The organism is Luteolibacter sp. (assembly GCF_039920825.1).
Taxonomy (GTDB): Bacteria; Verrucomicrobiota; Verrucomicrobiia; order Verrucomicrobiales; family Akkermansiaceae; genus Luteolibacter.
In genome coordinates, this window is sequence record NZ_JBDSCX010000014.1 from 1 (window position 1) to 17,230 (window position 17,230).

At 59.8% G+C, this 17,230-nt stretch carries 16 protein-coding genes; 7 read left to right on the plus strand and 9 right to left on the minus strand.

From position 1 onward, the window contains the following. The first annotated feature begins 444 nt into the window (after positions 1-444). From ABIQ96_RS03055 to ABIQ96_RS03070, 4 genes are all read left to right on the plus strand, one after another. A complete protein-coding gene (locus ABIQ96_RS03055; RefSeq protein WP_348213072.1) occupies positions 445-1,029 on the plus strand; it encodes a fasciclin domain-containing protein in 585 nt (194 codons plus the stop codon). A gap of 150 nt (positions 1,030-1,179) precedes the next feature. Further along, positions 1,180-2,184 carry a bifunctional oligoribonuclease/PAP phosphatase NrnA gene (locus ABIQ96_RS03060; protein ID WP_348213073.1) on the plus strand — a complete coding sequence of 335 codons (1,005 nt, stop codon included), beginning with the start codon at positions 1,180-1,182 and terminating at the stop codon, positions 2,182-2,184. A 16-nt stretch (positions 2,185-2,200) separates the two neighbouring features. Next, a complete protein-coding gene (gene truB, locus ABIQ96_RS03065) occupies positions 2,201-2,935 on the plus strand; it encodes a tRNA pseudouridine(55) synthase TruB (RefSeq protein WP_348213074.1) in 735 nt (244 codons plus the stop codon). Positions 2,936-2,981: 46 nt separating this feature from the next. Further along, complete coding sequence (locus ABIQ96_RS03070; RefSeq protein WP_348213075.1) at positions 2,982-3,818, plus strand: hypothetical protein; 837 nt, start codon at positions 2,982-2,984, stop codon at positions 3,816-3,818. Positions 3,819-3,853: 35 nt separating this feature from the next. Here ABIQ96_RS03070 and ABIQ96_RS03075 read toward each other — a convergent pair whose 3' ends face one another. The 3 genes from ABIQ96_RS03075 to rpsN form a co-directional block, all read right to left on the minus strand. Next, positions 3,854-5,245, minus strand: coding sequence for a hemolysin family protein (locus tag ABIQ96_RS03075; protein ID WP_348213076.1), 1,392 nt, complete (start codon positions 5,243-5,245; stop codon positions 3,854-3,856). Positions 5,246-5,248: 3 nt separating this feature from the next. Then, positions 5,249-5,509 carry a zinc ribbon domain-containing protein gene (locus tag ABIQ96_RS03080; protein ID WP_348213077.1) on the minus strand — a complete coding sequence of 87 codons (261 nt, stop codon included), beginning with the start codon at positions 5,507-5,509 and terminating at the stop codon, positions 5,249-5,251. 62 nt (positions 5,510-5,571) lie between these two features. Then, a complete protein-coding gene (gene rpsN / locus ABIQ96_RS03085; protein WP_348213078.1) occupies positions 5,572-5,841 on the minus strand; it encodes a 30S ribosomal protein S14 in 270 nt (89 codons plus the stop codon). Between the two features lie 408 nt (positions 5,842-6,249). Between rpsN and ABIQ96_RS03090 the strand changes: the two genes are divergently transcribed. The 3 genes from ABIQ96_RS03090 (at position 6,250) to ABIQ96_RS03100 (ending at position 9,510) form a co-directional block, all read left to right on the plus strand. Then, positions 6,250-7,599: a Gfo/Idh/MocA family oxidoreductase gene (locus ABIQ96_RS03090; protein ID WP_348213079.1), complete on the plus strand. Its 1,350-nt coding sequence runs from the start codon at positions 6,250-6,252 to the stop codon at positions 7,597-7,599. A gap of 12 nt (positions 7,600-7,611) precedes the next feature. Further along, positions 7,612-8,505, plus strand: coding sequence for a sugar phosphate isomerase/epimerase family protein (locus ABIQ96_RS03095; RefSeq protein WP_348213080.1), 894 nt, complete (start codon positions 7,612-7,614; stop codon positions 8,503-8,505). Between the two features lie 99 nt (positions 8,506-8,604). Continuing rightward, the gene (locus tag ABIQ96_RS03100) at positions 8,605-9,510 is read left to right on the plus strand and encodes a helix-turn-helix transcriptional regulator (protein WP_348213081.1); all 906 of its coding nucleotides are present in this window, start codon (positions 8,605-8,607) and stop codon (positions 9,508-9,510) included. Positions 9,511-9,576: 66 nt separating this feature from the next. On the opposite strand, the gene ABIQ96_RS03105 is transcribed toward ABIQ96_RS03100, so the two are convergent. From ABIQ96_RS03105 to ABIQ96_RS03130, 6 genes are read right to left on the minus strand one after another with little or no spacing between them, the layout of a single operon-like run. Continuing rightward, positions 9,577-11,649 (minus strand): hypothetical protein, encoded by a 2,073-nt coding sequence (locus ABIQ96_RS03105; protein WP_348213082.1) that lies wholly within the window; start codon positions 11,647-11,649, stop codon positions 9,577-9,579. Then, entirely contained in the window at positions 11,646-12,773 is a 1,128-nt protein-coding gene (locus tag ABIQ96_RS03110) for a hypothetical protein (RefSeq protein ID WP_348213083.1), read from the minus strand. Before ABIQ96_RS03110 ends, ABIQ96_RS03105 begins: the two co-directional genes overlap by 4 nt. 4 nt (positions 12,774-12,777) lie before the next feature. Beyond that, positions 12,778-14,397, minus strand: a complete 1,620-nt coding sequence (locus ABIQ96_RS03115; protein ID WP_348213084.1) for a hypothetical protein — start codon at positions 14,395-14,397, stop codon at positions 12,778-12,780. Beyond that, positions 14,369-15,883 (minus strand): hypothetical protein, encoded by a 1,515-nt coding sequence (locus tag ABIQ96_RS03120; protein WP_348213085.1) that lies wholly within the window; start codon positions 15,881-15,883, stop codon positions 14,369-14,371. Before ABIQ96_RS03120 ends, ABIQ96_RS03115 begins: the two co-directional genes overlap by 29 nt. Beyond that, positions 15,880-16,548 (minus strand): hypothetical protein, encoded by a 669-nt coding sequence (locus ABIQ96_RS03125; protein WP_348213086.1) that lies wholly within the window; start codon positions 16,546-16,548, stop codon positions 15,880-15,882. The genes ABIQ96_RS03120 and ABIQ96_RS03125 overlap by 4 nt, the downstream gene beginning before the upstream one ends. Continuing rightward, positions 16,545-17,228 carry a hypothetical protein gene (locus ABIQ96_RS03130; RefSeq protein ID WP_348213087.1) on the minus strand — a complete coding sequence of 228 codons (684 nt, stop codon included), beginning with the start codon at positions 17,226-17,228 and terminating at the stop codon, positions 16,545-16,547. Before ABIQ96_RS03130 ends, ABIQ96_RS03125 begins: the two co-directional genes overlap by 4 nt. Positions 17,229-17,230: the final 2 nt, after the last annotated feature.

The window sequence follows — 17,230 nt, forward strand, 5'->3', positions numbered from 1 at the left end:
CGCCGATGGGCCGCAAGGTCACAGGCAAGGGTGAAATGGTGGAGTAAGAGCCCACCGCGAATCCGGGTAACCGGACGGCACGGCAAACCCCGCGTGGTGCAAGACAGAACAGGGAAAGGGCTGCCCGCCCGTTCATTCCCGGGTATTAGTCGCACTCTGCGCAAGCAGGGCGCTCCGCTCCGGCGGGGTGAGAGAAATGGCCGTCCAGCCTCGCAAGGGGTGGACAGAATCCGGCTTACAGGGGAGCGGCACTTCCCTCCCCGGCCCGTGCAGGTTGCATGTGGACGGGATGATTTTGCACGGGATCCGGCGGCGATCATTTTCATAAGCGGCTGATTACTAGCGCTAAAAACTCAGGCACGGGGTCTGCGATGGGGATCAGTGAGATTCGACACCGCTTCCAACAGGCGTGGTCGCGATTTCAACCAACCCACCATTACACTTATGAAACTCAAGAATTCAAAGCTCGCCCTGCTGATTTCCCTGATCGCCGCACCCATCGCGTTTGCGGCGGAAGTCGCTGTTGAAAAGACGAAAGTGGAGACCAAGACCACGACGACCGAGACGATCACACCGCCCGTCGCAGAGCCGGGCACACTCACCGCCACCATTAGCGACAGTGTGACATTCACCACCCTTAAGAAGGCGCTCGCCGCTTCCGGGTTGGATGTGGTTCTCGCCGACAAAAAGGGCGTTTACACAATTTTCGCCCCGACCGACGAGGCCTTCGACAAGCTCCCGGCAGGCACTCTGGGCAAGTTGATGCTGCCGCAGAACAAGGAGAAGCTCCGCTCGTTGCTGCTCTACCACGTCATCGCCGGGAAAATGACTGCGGCGGAACTGAAGGATGGGCAAGTGACCACCATGAACGGTGAAAAGGTGAAAATCGAAGTCGATGGCGAGAAAATCAACATCGGCGATACCAAGGTTTTCAGCGCCGACGTCATGGCCACTAATGGTGTGATGCACTCGGTGGGTGATGTCATGGTTCCGAAATCCCTCGATGGTTTCGCCAAGCTCGAAGATTGATCAGCAAGTCATTTCCGAAAGCACCTGTGGCAACCGCCGCAGGTGTTTTTTCGTGACCGGATCCCGCGATGCCGGGACCATTTTCAGGTTTATCCTTGCGCGGAAGAAGTTGCCGGGAAGAATCCGCCCCCCGCGCCGCGGTTCCAGCCCATGAGCGAATCACCCACACCCGAAAATGCCAGCTTCGACCAAATCGGCGAGGTGCTGCGCAACCACCAGTCGTTCGTCCTGATCAGCCACGTCCGCCCGGATGGCGATGCGATCGGCTCGCAGATCGCACTCGGCTTCGCCCTGATGGCCGCCGGAAAATCGGTGCGCCTCATCAACGAGGACGGTCTGCCCGACAACTTGGAATTCATGGCTGGCTCGGACAAAATCGAACTGCCGCCCGCCGAACCGCTCGATGTGGAAGTCGCCATCGCGCTGGATACCGCCGCGAAACCCCGGATGGGCGAGAAGGCATTGCACGCCGCTTCCAAAGCGAAGATCTGGCTCAACATCGATCACCACAAATCCAATCCGTCGTATGGCGATCTGAATCTGATCGATTCCAGCAGCCCCGCGACCGGACAAATTCTCTATCAGCTCATCACCGCGCTCGGCTTGCCGATGCCCGCCGAGAGCCGCGATGCGATTTATGTTGCCGTTTCCACCGATACCGGTTCGTTCCAATATCCTTCCACCACGGCGGCAACCTATCGGATGGCAGCCGAATTGATCGACCACGGTCTGGATGTTGGTAAAATCAATTCCGACACCTACGACAACCACCCGTATCGCCGCGTCGAGCTGATGCGCGCCCTGCTCAACACGCTGGAACTCTCCGCCGACGGACTGGTGGCGAATTGGGAACTGCGCGACAAAACCCGCATTGACCTGGCGCTGCTTCCCGAAGACAGCGAAGGACTCATCGACATCATCCGCGCCATCCGCGGCGTGCAGCTCGCGGTGTTTTTCGAGGAACTCGTGGACGGCAAGATCCGCGTCTCGATGCGCTCGAAGGACAAGCGCGTCGACGTCTGCAAGATCGCCCTGGAATTCGGCGGCGGTGGTCATTCGCTGGCGGCCGGTATCCGCATGACGGGGCCGTTGGAAGATGCCAAGGCCTTGGTGTTAGCCGCCATCCGCCGTCACATCGAAGCCGCCGGTTTATAATTTTTGATCTTCTGACATGCGAAATTCACCCAACGACTACGAAGGCCCTAGCGGCGTGCTGCTCATCGACAAAGCCGAAGACATGACATCACACGATGTCGTCGCCATCGCCCGCCGCGCCTTGAACACCAAAAAAATCGGTCACTGCGGCACGCTTGATCCGATGGCCACCGGGCTACTGATGTTAGTGATCGGCCGCGCCACCAAGATCCAGGATTTGCTGATGAGCGAGGACAAGCAATACGTCGGCACGCTCACTCTGGGTTTCACGACGAGCACTCAGGACCGCCAGGGCGAGACATTGGAGACGAAACCTGTTGGAGATTACTCGAAAGAACAAATCCACGGGGCCTTCGATGGCTTCATGGGGGATTTCGAACAAATCCCGCCAATGGTTTCGGCTATCAAGAAGGACGGCGTGCCGCTTTACAAACTTGCGAGAAAAGGCATCGAGATCGTTAGAGAGCCGCGCAAGGTTCACATCACGGGTTACGAGATCACACGCGTCGAACTACCTGAAGTGGATTTCATCGTGAACTGCTCGAAGGGATTTTACGTGAGAACCTACGCGCATGACATCGGCGAGAAACTCGGCTGCGGCGCGCACTTGAGCGCCCTGCGCCGCACGCGTTCCGGAAAATTCACGCTGGACCGCGCCGTCACCATCGCGGACCTGAAAACCGCACCGCGCGAGGATCTCTACAAGGCGCTGATTTCCCTAGCGGAAATCTCGCTGATGCGCGGGGCTTGAGGAGGCTGCTTGCAATCAGCAAACCATCGTGCGAGCATGATGCGCGATGGTTTTTGAAGCAATAGGCCGCAAGCGAGGATCCTGGGAGTTTGCCGTCTTTGGCATTATTCTTTCCTATGTTGCGTCCATCCTCGGTCCGCTGACCTTGCTGATCGTTCCGTTATTAGTCACATGCCTTTTCATCACTCTGCGACGTCGGGCGTGGTTATGCTCGTTGATCCTGTTGCTCGCAAATCCGCTGAGTTTGTTCTTCATAGGCGGCGTGGTGGATTACGCGAAGGGAGCTCCCGCACTGCATTCCATGGGACTGCCTAGCAGGGAGTTTTACAATGTGGATCCGACAACCCGGTGTTTCCGGCAAACTGGAGGCTGCGTTGTGTATGGCGGAGAATGGATCCACCAAGTTCCACACAACATTGCGTTGATTTTTCTCAGTGGAGTATTTGGCCCGCCGTCGCGCTCTTATGACGGCCCGTATCCAAGCAAGGAGGAAGCATTGCGGGTTGTCTCCTCCGCCCCCAAGCTCAACCCATCTGATTTCATCGGAGGTCGCGTCCACGTTGGCTCCGCGACTCTGGAGATAAAACCGGATGATCTTGTGGAATTACTCGAAGACCAAGGCATTTTCAGAAGCACACAAGAAACTTATTCGTTGGATGATCTCTCCGGAACCGATGTATATGCGGCGATTTTCGAGAATCGTTGTCTGATCCTTAGATTTAAATCAGCTAACTCAATGTTCACCTCCGAAGAGTCTCCCGTGCAGCAAAACATGGTTCTTTTCGACAGTAAAAACATGCGTCCCTTTGCCTATTTTCCGGTTCAAGGAGAGCGTTTGAGACGAAATCCGAAGTTAAGATATCTGGCGGAGCAATCCCGGTGATCGGCGGGAATGAACGCCCCTAAAGCATTTCCATATCAAGCATCCTCAGCCATTTCCGCCACTTCCTCGGCTGGGATCAGCTTGCGGAAGTGGACCTGCCCGACACGTCTTCCGTCGGTGCTGGTCACGCGGGCTTCGTAGCCTAACACTTCGACGGTTTCGCCGACTTCGGGGAAGCGCTGGAGCTGTTGCGTTAGATACCCGCCGATTGTGGTGACCTCGCCGCTTTCAAGGAAGAGTTCGGGGATATGGCCGGCGAGATCGTTCAGCGTCATTGCGCCTTCGATGACGAACTCGTCATCGTTGACCTTGGTGAACGACGAGCGCTCGTTGTCGAACTCGTCCTGGATGTCGCCGACGAGTTCCTCCATCACGTTGTCGAGGAAGACGATGCCGACGTGCGAACCGAACTCGTCCACGACCATCGCAAGGTGGGCATGTTCGCGGAGGAAGAACTGAAGCAGCGTGTCGAGCGGCATGGTGTCCGGCACGTTTTTCAACTCCCGCTTGATCCGCATCAGATCCGGATCCGGATCCTTGATGAGCTTGAACAGATCCTTGATGTGGATGAGACCGACGGCGTTGTCGAGGTGGCCCTTGACCAGCGGGAAACGTGTGTGCTTGCTGCGCATCGCGATTTCCAGGACCTTTTCAAAAGGCTGGTCGGCATCAAGGATGATCACCTTGTTGCGTGGTGTCATCACATCGCGGACCCAGAGTTCGTTGAGGCCGAGGGCGTTGATGAGGATTTCCCGTTCGGTCTCGGTGACTTCCTGGGATTTTCCGCTCTGGGTGACGAGCAGGGCGAGTTCCTCCGCAGAGTGAGCTTCATCGTGACCGGAGGCAGGTTCAATGCGGAAAACCGAACGTATCAGCCAAGTGGAGGCCCCATTGAGCATGCTGATGGGGATTTTACAGACCTTGTAGAACAGGCGCATCGGCTGCGCGAGAAAAATGGTGGCTTCCAGCGACTTGCGAATGGCGATGGTCTTGGGCACTTGCTCTCCCACCACGACGTGCAAGATCGTGAAGGAGCCAATGGCCATCACCCATGACACCGTGGGAACCAAGCCCGGAGGAAACCAGGAAATCTCCTGCAAGATTGGTCCAACGAGTTTCTCGATGAAGGGTTCGCCCAGGGCTCCGAGTGCCAGCGATGCAACCGTGATCCCCAGTTGGGCTGCGGAAAGATAGGGATTGATGTCCTCAAGGATTTTTTGCGCGGCTTTCGATCCGCTGGACTTGCCATTGCCGTCCATTTCCAACTGGCTGGGCCGCACCTTGATGAATGCGAATTCCGCCGCCACGAAAAGCGCGTTAAGAATCAGGAACAGTACAATGCCACCGAGGTAATAAACCGCCTCCCCAGGTGTTGGCCACTGATAGACCACACCTTGTGTGGCGATAAACGTGAAATTCGCGATCATCGGTCAGAGTTTTTCATAAACTCCCTGATCGCGCCGCTGGAGGATGGTGAATCCAGCCTTTTTCGCATCGCTCACGGAGAGCGGCTTGGTGATCGTCGGGGTGTTGATCCGCGAAATCACCTTCTTGACCGGGCTCTTGCACAGGGGGCACACCACAAGCGGTGCCCTGTCAATCGGACGTCTGAGCTCGAACCCTTTGGCACAGACGCGGCACGAATGCTCGGGGTCATCCGGGGCTTCAGCAACGTATTCGTAAATTGGCATAAAAAGGACGTGGGAACGGGAGATATCCGACCCACGTCAAAAGTAGCGTAAAGCGTACCAGTTTACCAGCTCGACTTGGTCACGCCCGGAAGCATTCCGGCGGAAGCAAGCTCGCGGAAGGTAATCCGTGAGAGGCGGAAGCGGCGCAGGAAAGCGCGGCGGCGGCCGGTGATCTCACAGCGGTTGACCAAGCGGGTAGGGCTCGCATCACGCGGGAGCATGGAGAGACCCACATAGTCCTTCTCTTTCTTGAGCTTGAGACGGAGGTCTGCGTATTTCTCGACGGTTTCTTTTTTACGCGCGTTGCGTGCGATCCAACTTTTCTTAGCCATAATTCGGGGCGCAGGTGTTACGGGATGAGCACGGGGTTGCAAGCCCAAAGTCGCGATTTTCCGGATTTTTACAGGAAAATGCCGGAAAAGCGCCAGTGGATTCCCGTAAAAGCCTTGCGGCGCTTGAATGTCGTTTGACACAGCCGGCAAAAGGCCACCCCCTCGATTTCGAGCTGGTGGCCACCTTCGCGAACACCGGACCCGAGATCATCGGACGCCTGTTCATTTCGTCCGATCACGGCCGGATTCACTAACAACTGAAAATCCCCGCCAACAGATGACGTTTTCCACAGTGGCCTCCGGACTTTAGCGCTCGACAGAATCCGGGCCGTTCTCTCAGATGCCAAAGAAGGTGCCGGAAGGCATTTCCCGATTTTCAACTCATCCAAAAGCCACACCAAAACCCTCATGAATCGACGTGAAATCCTCCGCACCGGCTCGCTAAGCACCCTAGGCCTGCTCGCCACCCAGACTTTCCAAACCGCCCGCGCCCAAGCCCGCACCGCCGGGGCGAACGACCGCATCCGCATCGGCATCGTCGGCTTTTCCGACCGGCTCAATAGTACGCTGCTGCCCGCCTACAAAGCCGTGGCCAACCAGTTCAACTGCGAAATCGTCGGCGTTTCCGACCTCTGGAGCCGCCGCCGTGACGATGCCAAGGCGTATTTCAAAAAGAACTTCAACCAGGACATCGAAACCTATCGCAACAACGAGGAGCTTTACGAAAAAGCCAAACCAGACGCCGTCATTATTTCCACGCCGGATTTCGCCCACGCCACCCATGCCATTGAGGCGATCAAGGCCGGCTGCGATGTCTATTGTGAAAAGCCGTTCGCCGAAACGATGGAAGACGCCCGCGCCGCGCTCAAGGCGGTGAGGTCCTCCGACCGGATTCTGCAAATCGGTTCGCAGCGCCGCTCGGGTGAGAATTACACCGCGGCGCATGATTTCCTGAAGAGCGGAAAATTCGGCCCCATCGTCGCCGCCGAAATGACATGGAACGTCAACCAGCCCGGACGCTGGCGCCGGCCGGACCTCGTCGCCGCGATCAAGGAGCAGGACACCGATTGGAAACGCTTCCTCTGCAACCGCCCCGACGACCAATGGGACCCGCGGAAATATTTGGAATACCGCCTGTTCTGGCCCTACTCGTCCGGCATCCCCGGCCAATGGATGTGCCATCAGATCGACACCGTCCACTGGTTCACCGGACTCCCCCACCCCCGCTCCGTTTCCGCTAACGGCGGCATCTATCAGTGGAAGGACGGCCGGAAAAACTTCGACACGCTCACCGCGGTCTTCGATTATGGCCCGCTCGATGATCCGTCCACCGGATTCCAGGTGAATTTCAGCTCGCGCTTCAGCAACTCCGCCGGCGGCACCAAGGAAATCTACTACTCCAACGGCGGCGAGCTCAACCTCGACACCAACAAAGTCACCTCTAACGGCGGCATGACCAGGGAAGAAGCCTCAGCGATGAAATTACAGGCCAACCTGCTGGCCGAGTTCAAACTCGAAGGCTCGGGAGGAGCCGCCTCCGCCGCCAACATGGGGGCCGATCCGCTCACCACCGCCCACATGAAAAACTGGTTGGAGTGCCTGCGCTCGCGCAAGGAACCGCACGCTCCGGTCGAGGCCGGCTATCAGCATTCCATCGCCACCATCATGGCCAACGCCGCTGCCAGAACCGGCGAGCGCGTGACCTTCGACGAGAAAACCCAGGAAGTCATGGCCGGCGGCAAGGTGTTCCACTTCTAACTCCCACGGCACATGCACCGCTTTTCCACATCCCGCAGGACCTTCCTCCATGCGGGCGGCATGGCCCTGCTGGGCTCCGCCTTCCTTCCCCGGGGATTCGCCGCGCCCGTCGCTGAGGAGAAAAAACTCTTCTCCGCCATGGGAATCGCAGCCCCGCTCGACAAGGCGGCACAACTCAAGGCCCAGGGCGCGGAATTCCTAACGGTCAGCGTCGGCGACTTCCTCGTCCCGGATCAACAGGACGATGTCTTCGAGAAGAACCTCGCGAGACTCAAGGACTCCCCGCTTCCCATCCTCGCCTGCAACGGCTTCATCCGCCCCGCTAACCTCCACTGTGTCGGCCCCGAAGCAAACCACGCGCTGATCCTGAAATGGGCGGACATGGCATTCCGCCGCATGAAGCAAGCCAAAGGCAAATTCATCGTCTTCGGCAGCGGTAGTTCCCGCCAGGTGCCTGACGGCTGGTCTAGAGAGAAAGCGAACGAGCAATTCGTCGCCCTGCTCAAGCTGCTAGGTCCGCTCGCCGAGGCTCAGGGCATCACCGTCACTGTTGAACAACTCCGCGCCGAGGAGTGCAACTTCATCAACCACATCGACGAAGGTGCCGCACTCATCCGCGCCGCGAATCATCCCAACGTCCGCATGCTCGCCGATCTCTATCACATCGCCTGCGGCGGCGACACTCCCGCCGATCTCAAAGCGGCGATGGATGTCGTCGTCCACGTCGAGATCGCGGAAAAAGCAACCCGCACCGTCCCCGGCATCTCCGGCGACGACTTCCGCCCGTATTTCAAAGTCCTCCACGAAACCGGCTACAAAGGCGCGATCAGCATCGAAGGCAAATGGGAGCTCAACCAGATTGCTCCGTCGTTCAAAGAGATCACCAAGCAGGCGGCTGAAGCCTGAACCGCACTCTTCCCGATCAGAAGCCCTGTAGGATTTGCCCTTTCCTGACACCGTCAGGCGACTACTCTCACTCACCGAGGATAGCCGTCGGTCCTTCCTGTGAATAACCCCGATCGAACGACCGCATCCGCGTTTGGCCGCTACTTGGCGGGTGAGGTGATCGCAGATAGCGCCTCACTCCGCTGGCCGGGGTTGTTTGCACGGCGCTACCGGTTTCCAAGGGTGGTCGATCGCTTTCTGGTTCCAGCGACTCCTGAGCCACTGATCACTTGTCAGCTCACCGGCATCGCAGAGTTTCAGGAGCGCGAAATCGGAGATGCATGGGTGACGCGGCAGCTGACACCGGGAGACATTTTCGTGACCCATGCACAGGCACCTTACGAGACGCGCTTCCAATCGCAAAAGGGACTAGAGCCCGACGTTCTGATCGTTCATATCGCGGTGGATCAGTTCTTGGCTGCCCAAGAGGGAATTCTTCCGGGCCAGTCGGAGATGGTAGGCGTGATGGATTATTTCGGCCGCGACGAGGCTCTGGCCCATCTGTGTTTCGCGTGTGCGGAAATGCTAACAGAGCGTGTTCCTGGTGATTCGGCCAGAGTCGCTGCCCTCACGCAGATGTTAGCCGCCACCCTGATCGAAAAATACGTGGATTCCGGCGCTGGGAAGCAGGAATCCCGAGGAGGCCTGCCCATCCGGCAGCTCCGCAAGGTGGAGGACTACGTGGGCGAACAACTGGCCGAGGAAATCTCTGTCGATGATCTGGCAAAATTGGTGGACCTCAGTCCGTTCCATTTCTCGCGGGTCTTCAAGCAAGCGACAGGGATGTCTCCGCTGCAGTTCGTGACGAGGGAGCGGATCACCCGCGCCCAGCAACTGAATCGGGAAACCTCGCGCAGCCTGATCGATATCGGACTGGAAGTCGGCTATGCGAGCCCGAGCCATTTCGCGCAGGTATTCCGGCGGGTGGTTGGGGTGACGCCCACACAGTTCCGCGGCGACCTGTAGTGTAAACGCGTAAAAAACCGAAAAGGGTCGTAATCAAATTTGAAAAAGGGTCTAGCGTGCCCTCCCTCAGTTCGCACGTGAGAACGCTGCCATGAGCGTATCGACCCGGGCTTTCCAGTTGCTCCAGTCGGTCGAGTCGAAGGCCGTCCCGACCATTGCTATCCCCAAGTTCGCATCTGAATATCCGTAGGCGGATCCATTGTAATTCCCGCACAGAATGAAAAATGGTTGGGTGGCACGACCGGTTGGTGTGATCGTCGCGGTTTGGGTGGTGGCGTTGTGACGGAGAATCTGATGCGTCGAATCCGAGGATGTCGTCATGATGTGGCCTTTGAAATCTGGACTCAGCGCGATAAATTGAGCTTCGCCAGAACCGCTGTAATTGACCGCCGCGGAGAGGTAGTTGGTCCCCGTATATTTCGATGCCAGGAGAGAGTAACCCACGCTCCCGGTGGATGAGTTGATGAAGTTGCTATCGTTGATCACGGACCCCGTGCGGTTGTAGATATAGATGCTCTGGTCGCTGTTCGACCCATAGGAGGCGGGTGTCAGGCTTCCGGTGTCGGCGTACGCGTCAGTGCCATTGCCAGTTACTCCGTATTGGTTCGAGTAGGTGGGTGTTCCGTGCCAAGTCAGGTCACAAACCCGCTTGAGGCCACGGCCTTGTTGAGTGCCGGTCGTGCCTTTGAAAATCCAAGCCTCACGAACTTTCGTCCAAGTGCCGTCAGCCTTGGTCCCCACGACGAAATTGCTGATGGCCGCTTGCTCGCCAGCAGTCAGCGCGCCGTGGGCGGTGATGAAGGTCTGCGCGTCCGCGTCAAGGGCTCCGGTGAAGGACGAGGCCACGGACCAATACATGTAGGTGCCATCGAAGAACCAATTCAACACGTCCACCGAGGCCGCCGACGACGAGAGTGTGATGAGGCCGTTTCCGGTGCCGGCGACCTTGGAGTTTCCGGGAAGTGCCAGCGTGCGGCTGCCGGTGCCATCCTGAGTCACCGTCATCGTGCCACGCATCCCGGTTAGCAGGCCGGAGAAGGCAAGGGTCCGATTCCCTCCCAGGGTGACTGACGCGTGCTGCTCGTTGTAGTGCTTGTCAACTGTCCAAGTGATGGTCGCTCCGTCTGTGAGGCCGGAGAAGGCCGGGTTGGTGCCGAGGTGCCAAAGGCCGGTGGTGGTGAACTCGGCTCCCGTGGTTCCGGATGCGACGCCACCGGTCGGTGATCCGAAACCCTCGTCCATGGTGCCATTCAAGACGATGCGCAGCGCGGCGTTGGTCCCGGATGTGTCGAGCGGGACCGCCTGCATGAAAAGCCCGTTGCCGGTGTCCACTCCACCGGTCCAGGTCCCGGTCAGAAAGCCGATCGCCTTCGATTGACGGAGCGTGTCGGTTACTGTCGCGGCACCGGCCACCATTCCGAGCCACTGCCCATTCCGGACGCTCGCATTATTGCCGAATTGGATTTCGCCTTTGCCGATGATGGCCATGCGGTTCACGAGATTGAGGATGAGCTCGCCGCCGTTTCCGTCATGGGTCTGCCAATCGTAAAGCTCGACCCCGGTGGTGCCGTCGTTGCGCAACCAGCCGATTTTCCGCATGTTGGGAATCCAAATATTGCCGCCGGGATTCCCGGCAACTCCGTCATTCGCGAAAGCTCCAAGGGTCAGGTCCCCATTCGCGTCGAACTGCAAAACCTTGTTCGCCCCACCCACCTGCGAAGCATCCTTGATCGCCGCCGTGCCGAGACCGAGGTTGGTCCGAGCGGTGGAAACGCTTGGAATGTCGGAAAGGTTGGATGACTTGGCCAACTTGAGATCGAGCGCGGTACTGGTCGCCGTTGAAACCGGCTTGTTCGCATCGCTGGTGTTGCTGACGTTTTCCAAGCTGAGCGCCGCCTTGAAATTCGCCGCGTTGAGAAGGGTGGCCGTGTTGTCGGCATTCAGCCGTGGGAAGGTGATCGCGCCGGGGTTCGCGATCTGAAACAGCGCCTTGCCCGCCGTGGTGCCGCCGAGCGCGGTGATAAAGGCGGACTGACTGATGTTGCTGCCGTCCTTCGAGGCAGGGGTGAAGGCGGGCGTCTGCTGCGCGGCGAGTGGCAGCGCGAGCAGGGCGGCGAAAATCGATAGGAAATGTTTCATGATGGATAGGCGAGTTCGGTGGATGGGATGCCGGCGTCGGAAACGATCGCCCGATAGAGTGTGCCGTCCGGCGAGCGGGTGATCTGGCCCGGCGGCTGCCAGGTCATCGGCAGCAGATTCGAGCAGGTCCACACGTCCTCAAAGTCACCGGAATCATTGGTGGTGCTGACGATGGCCAGTTGTCCCTTTTGTGTGGCGACCTCGCCGGTGATGGGAGCGACGCCGGCAGGCGCGGTGATGCTGGTGGGCGAGGCGATGAGGCCTGTGCAGGTTCCATTCGCGATCGCGGTGTTGTAAGCCGCGACATTGGCGCCAGCCACTTTCCGGGTGCTCACCAGGGCGAATCCGTCGCGAGACCAGATCCAGTCGAAAGCCAGATCTGACGTAACGGCATTCAGGAAATCCACGGCCTTGTCCACCCACTCAGTGGCGGCGTCTCCGGCGATGACCGGGACGCTGTAGATCACGCTGCCGCTCGCGTCGTCATGGACGGTGACGCTTACATCGCCCGTCCCGGTGATGGAACCGGCCGCGGTGGCAGACTCGACTTGGGCCACTCCGACCACGCCGTTGACCGGCGGCGCATCCAGCTCCAGCGGCGCGGGACGGCGTTCTTCCAGCCATTCCTCCGGAGTGGGCAGGGCGCTCGGCGCGTCCTGGTCATCATAAACCTGCGGCCGCGCGGCCAGGTCGAATTGGAACGACCCGCGCTTGGTGTTGGAGATCGAGTCACGGACTTCGAGCTCGCCGGTGATGAGCTTGGCACCAGTGGGAGTGAGCACGATCACCGCGGCCATTTCCGCCGTGGCGAAATCGAAGCTGCCTTCCCAGACGCCGGTTTCCACCTCGGCGAAATCATTACTCTCGAACAACAGCGCCGTGTTTGCTGGCACGCCGTAGGGACGGCCGGAGAAAATCAGCGAGGTGTCCGGACCGGGATCCGCGGCGATGAGGGTGCCGTTGGGGCCGCGTTCCCAGAAATAGAAACGGATCGTGCCCGCGTCCCCGGCGACGGCGTCCGGCGGCGGCTGCAGCAGCGAGCTGTCGGTGTCGGACGTGAGCAACACGCGGCCGTAGCCGGCGCGGATGTCGATATGGAAGTCACGGCGGAGGAGCCAGGGCATGAGGTCAGTTCTTAACGGGGTTTGGCGGAGGTGTCGCGGGGGCGCGGCGGGTGGGGCGCGGAGGGTCCGCGAAAAGGGTGGATGAACCGAGAAAAGCGACCGCTTTTCGCACGCCGTTGCTATTTCCGACCAGTGACGGGCTGTGGCGATGATCGACCAGGCACGGCAGCGCGTAGGTGCAGAGCTCTCCACGCGAGACCAGCCAGTCACCGATGCGACCATCGTCATCCGGCCGGGATTGAGCCCGATAGAAATCCAGCATCTCCGGAATCCGCGCCGCCGGCAGACAGATCGCGAGCCCCCACCGCAGCGGTGCGGCGAGTTGGCGGGCGTCCAGCGCGGCGAGCGCCTTGTCGCGCGTCGAGCGCTTGTTGCCGTGGTAGAACGAGACCAACCTTGGAGCTTCAAGCGTGGCGAGAAATTCGCGGGCTCTCGTTAGGAAATCATCACACAGGATCGCATCGTCCTGGATGACGACGTGCCAATCCGCATCGCCGGCCATCTGCCAGGCGCGATCGCAGTTTTCGATCAGACCACGGCCGTTATCCTCGGAAACAGGAACGTCGCCAAGTTGATCGAGCAGACCGGCGACCATGTCGCGGCGGGAAGGATGCGACATGATCGAGACGCTGAGGGATGGAAGCGGCGCGACCGCGGGCACGAAACTGGATTCCCACGGGCAGGCGGCGGGAAACATTTTCACGAGTTCCTCCTTGGTCCTGGGGTTCGGCCCGGCGGCCTTGTGATTGAGGAAAATCACCTTGGGGTCCTTGTTGGGGAGCTCGCAGGTTTTATAGCCCTTCGCGCGGCGGCGGGACGCCTTGTGGTAGTTGAAATACATTGATGCCCACCCCCCGGAAAACGGAATGACGAACCTCGCGAGGATCTCCCGTGCCTTTTCGCGCTCGAAATAAAACGGGGTATGGGTGGCGAACCGCATCACCGGAGAAATCCCTAGCAATTCCATTTCCGCAACCATCGCGCCGAGGCCTTGGTTCCACGGATTGTCCGAGGCGCGGAGATCGCGACTCCGACCGGAAAGATTTCCCTCGGTGAGAGCGGCGCGGCGGAAGAAATCCCAGCCACAGGGGCGCAGCAGATAGATATCGTCATTCCAATACAGGATTTCATCCGCGATCTGCACCGCGATTTCACGCGCACGGCGCAGGCCTTGCTCGCGGGAAATCGAATACTCCGGAATCCGGATGAATTGCACCCGGCCTCCCGGCACCAACCACGCCGGCGCGGCGTCGCCGATGATGTAAATCGGGCACTCCTTGTCCTCGAAGAATCGCTCGACGGAGCGGATCGAATAGCGAAGTTCCTCCCACACTGCCGCGGTCGAGAGCCATGGCCAGATGATCGCCCGCGGGCCGCGCGACTCATGCTCGCGATATGGCTCCGGCTCGCGATGCACAAAGGGTTTCACCGGCGGCGGCGAGCAGCCGGCGCAGGGCAGGAAAACGTGTTGGCCTTGATAGACGTGGCCCTCGCCCTCGCCACCTTTCAGCTTCCAGCGGACTTTCGCCGCGGCGTCGTTGAACGTCACGACGGGTTCGTCGTGTGCGAACAGCACCCCACCGTAGTTCACGGGGTCAAACGGATCCGGATTCGGAGTGCTCATAAGTTCCAAAGACGCCGGGCATCGACTGCACCGGGGCGGCGTAACATTTCTGTTTGTAATTGCGGTTCGCGATCGTGCCTTCCTCGTCATTCGGCACCTGGATGACGGGTGACCACGGCGACCACATCGGCTCGTAGTCGTAGGGATCGCTATCAGATCCGGACAGCGAGTCGGAGCCATGGCAGCGCGGCGGGGTGCCTGCCCACACCCAAACCTTGGGAGTCTTCACCGGGATCGCTTCCGGCTCCGGCGGGATTTCATCGCTGCCGACCGTGGCCTCCTTGATGGCCAGCCATTCCAGCCATTCCTTCGGATAGAAAATCTGCACCCACTCCGAGCGGATGGATTTCCACGCGCAGCATTTATTCAGCTTGATCCGGTAGCGGAAAAAATCCGTCCGTAGGATGGCGGTGATCGCTTCGTCGTAGCCGACCATTTCACGGGTCGCCTGGCAGAGAACGCCCGCCTCGCAGCCATCGGATCCGGAGTCGGAGGCGTGATTGAAATTCGCACGGGCTTCGAGCCATGCATTTGCGAGCTCGAAAAATTCCGCGTAGGTCACCGCTGACGCATAGCTGTAGGTGGTGTCCGAGCTGCCCAATCCATCGCCGGGGATGTTTACGTAAGTCCGCGGATTCGGCAGGCCGTGCTCACCATTATCCACCAGCACCACCTCACCATCGACCCGCTCCCAAGTGGTGACCGTATGGGTGGTCTTGAGAGTGCAGGGCGGATAGAACTCGGGCGGCTCGGCGGGGCGGGCCGGCGGCTCGACATCCGTGAACGGCGGCGGCTCAACCGGGGCTGTGCCCACCGAGCCGCCCGCTACCCATGCGGCGTGGAGAACCAACCACGCGGCGTAGGCGGCATCGTGCAGAGCCTTGGCGGTGGCCCACGCCGCGTGCGCGGCGACGAAGTCCGGGTGAGCGGCATCCCACGCGGCCGCGGCGATCACCCACGCGGCGTGTGCCGGATCCGGATCGCCCTCGATGTCCTCGAACGTCACCACCTCCCGCGAGGACCGGAAATTGTGCCATGAGCCGCTGGAAAAATAGGGCGCGAAATTTTCCTCAACCCAGCCGCCGGTGTAGGTGCAATGATAGGAAAACTCGGCATCCGTGGTCTCGCAGGTGCCGGTGAAATAGGCACCGGCGATCGATGCCTTGAACGCTTGTGAATACTCCTGGACGAAACGTTTTTCCCAATCCATCGCACGCGTCCGGGAGGTGTAGGTTCCGCCTCCTGTCGGATAGGTCGAGAGGGTGTCCGCAGGGCTGATTCCCGTGTCCGTCCGGATTTTTTCCAGATAGCGGGTTTTGCTCGCTTCGTCCGAGTCCGAGCCGTCCGATTCTTCATTGAACCACCCCACCGCCTGCGCGCGGCCGTAGCCGCTCTGACACTGGATGAGCGGCGGGCAGCAGCCGGGAGTTTCACAACACCCGCACTCCCGGCGCGAGCCGTTCAGCGTGTCGAGGTCGAGTTTCATGGGGCGAGTCCGGCACCGGAATCCGAACCGACGACGACCGGACCGCGGTAATGATCCAAGGTGCCAGGGCAGTGCGTGGCGATGATGTGACCGCAGGCAATGGCTGCCAGAGTCGCCTTCCCGTCCTTCACGGTGAGCATGCCGATTGGCACGATCAGCACGCCATGGCCGGGGGCCGTCGTCGGAAATTGATCCGGGATCGTCGAGTCGCCGTAGTCGGCATCACTATCAGCGCCGTGTTCCCACGTCGGCCGCTCGCTGGTCTTGAGACCGGAGAGGGTGGCGATGTTGTCGGCATCGGTGTTGGCGGTGACGATGATCTCGATCCAGACCGGGAAAACTCCGTCCGCCTCAAGGTTGATTTCCCGGTTAGTAAGACGCCAGTTTTTCTTGCCTGCCTTGATCCATCCGCCTCTGATCCCGGTTTTTGTGGTCGCGTCGCTATCACTCCCAACGGAATAAGTGGTGATTTCTCCGAAAGGACAGGTTGAGGTGGTAACCGTGCCGCCGGGCTTTTGCTTGAGTGAAATGATGGTGCCGGACGACGAGCGGCTGACTTCGATGCCCGGTCCCGCCTTGGGCATGTTCGCCCGCATGTAGTCCCACGCCTGCAGCGCCCAAGTGAGCAGCGCGTTGCCCTTGGACGGGCGTTCCGGCTCCCTCATGGATCACCTCCCCCGGCGACCGGATAGAGATCCTCGTCCCACTTCTCGGCCCCGGTCCACTCCTCGGTCTGGGTGTAGGATTTCCCGTCGCGGCGGGTTTCGTTGACGGTTTTGAGAAACTCCCAATCACCCTCGACATCCACGGGCGGCGTGTCGCGGTACCATGCCTTTCCCTTGGTTTCCTTGCCGGTGCGTTTGGTGGTCGTGCGGCGGACGACGGGGACGCCGGTGCTCCACTCGGTATTGCCACGCGCGAGCTTGCTCCACAGCTTGGCGGCGACGGGATCGTCCTCCGGGCTGTAGGCCTCGCCGGCCGCGACGGATTTTTTCACGCTCTGGATCTGCGCGTCGGTGAGGTCTTTGAAAAATAGATTGGTCTCGACCGCCTTGCGCAGCTCCGGCCAAAGCACTTCGATGATCTCCTGGTTAGGCACCGTGGAGTCACCGGTCGTGCTGAGATCCACCTCGCGGGTGATGGTGAGGATGCCGTGATCCGCTTCCGTCGGCACCAGGTTGGTGCCTTTCACTCCGAGCACCACCGAGAGCTGTTTGGTTTTGAGTTCGGAGTAGGGACCATTCCACGTCTCCACTTCCGTCAAGGTGGTGCCATCGTTGGAAGTGATCGAGCTCCGGAGCTTGCACAGGCCGGTGCCTTTGACGCTTTTGTGGTTCACGGCCATGG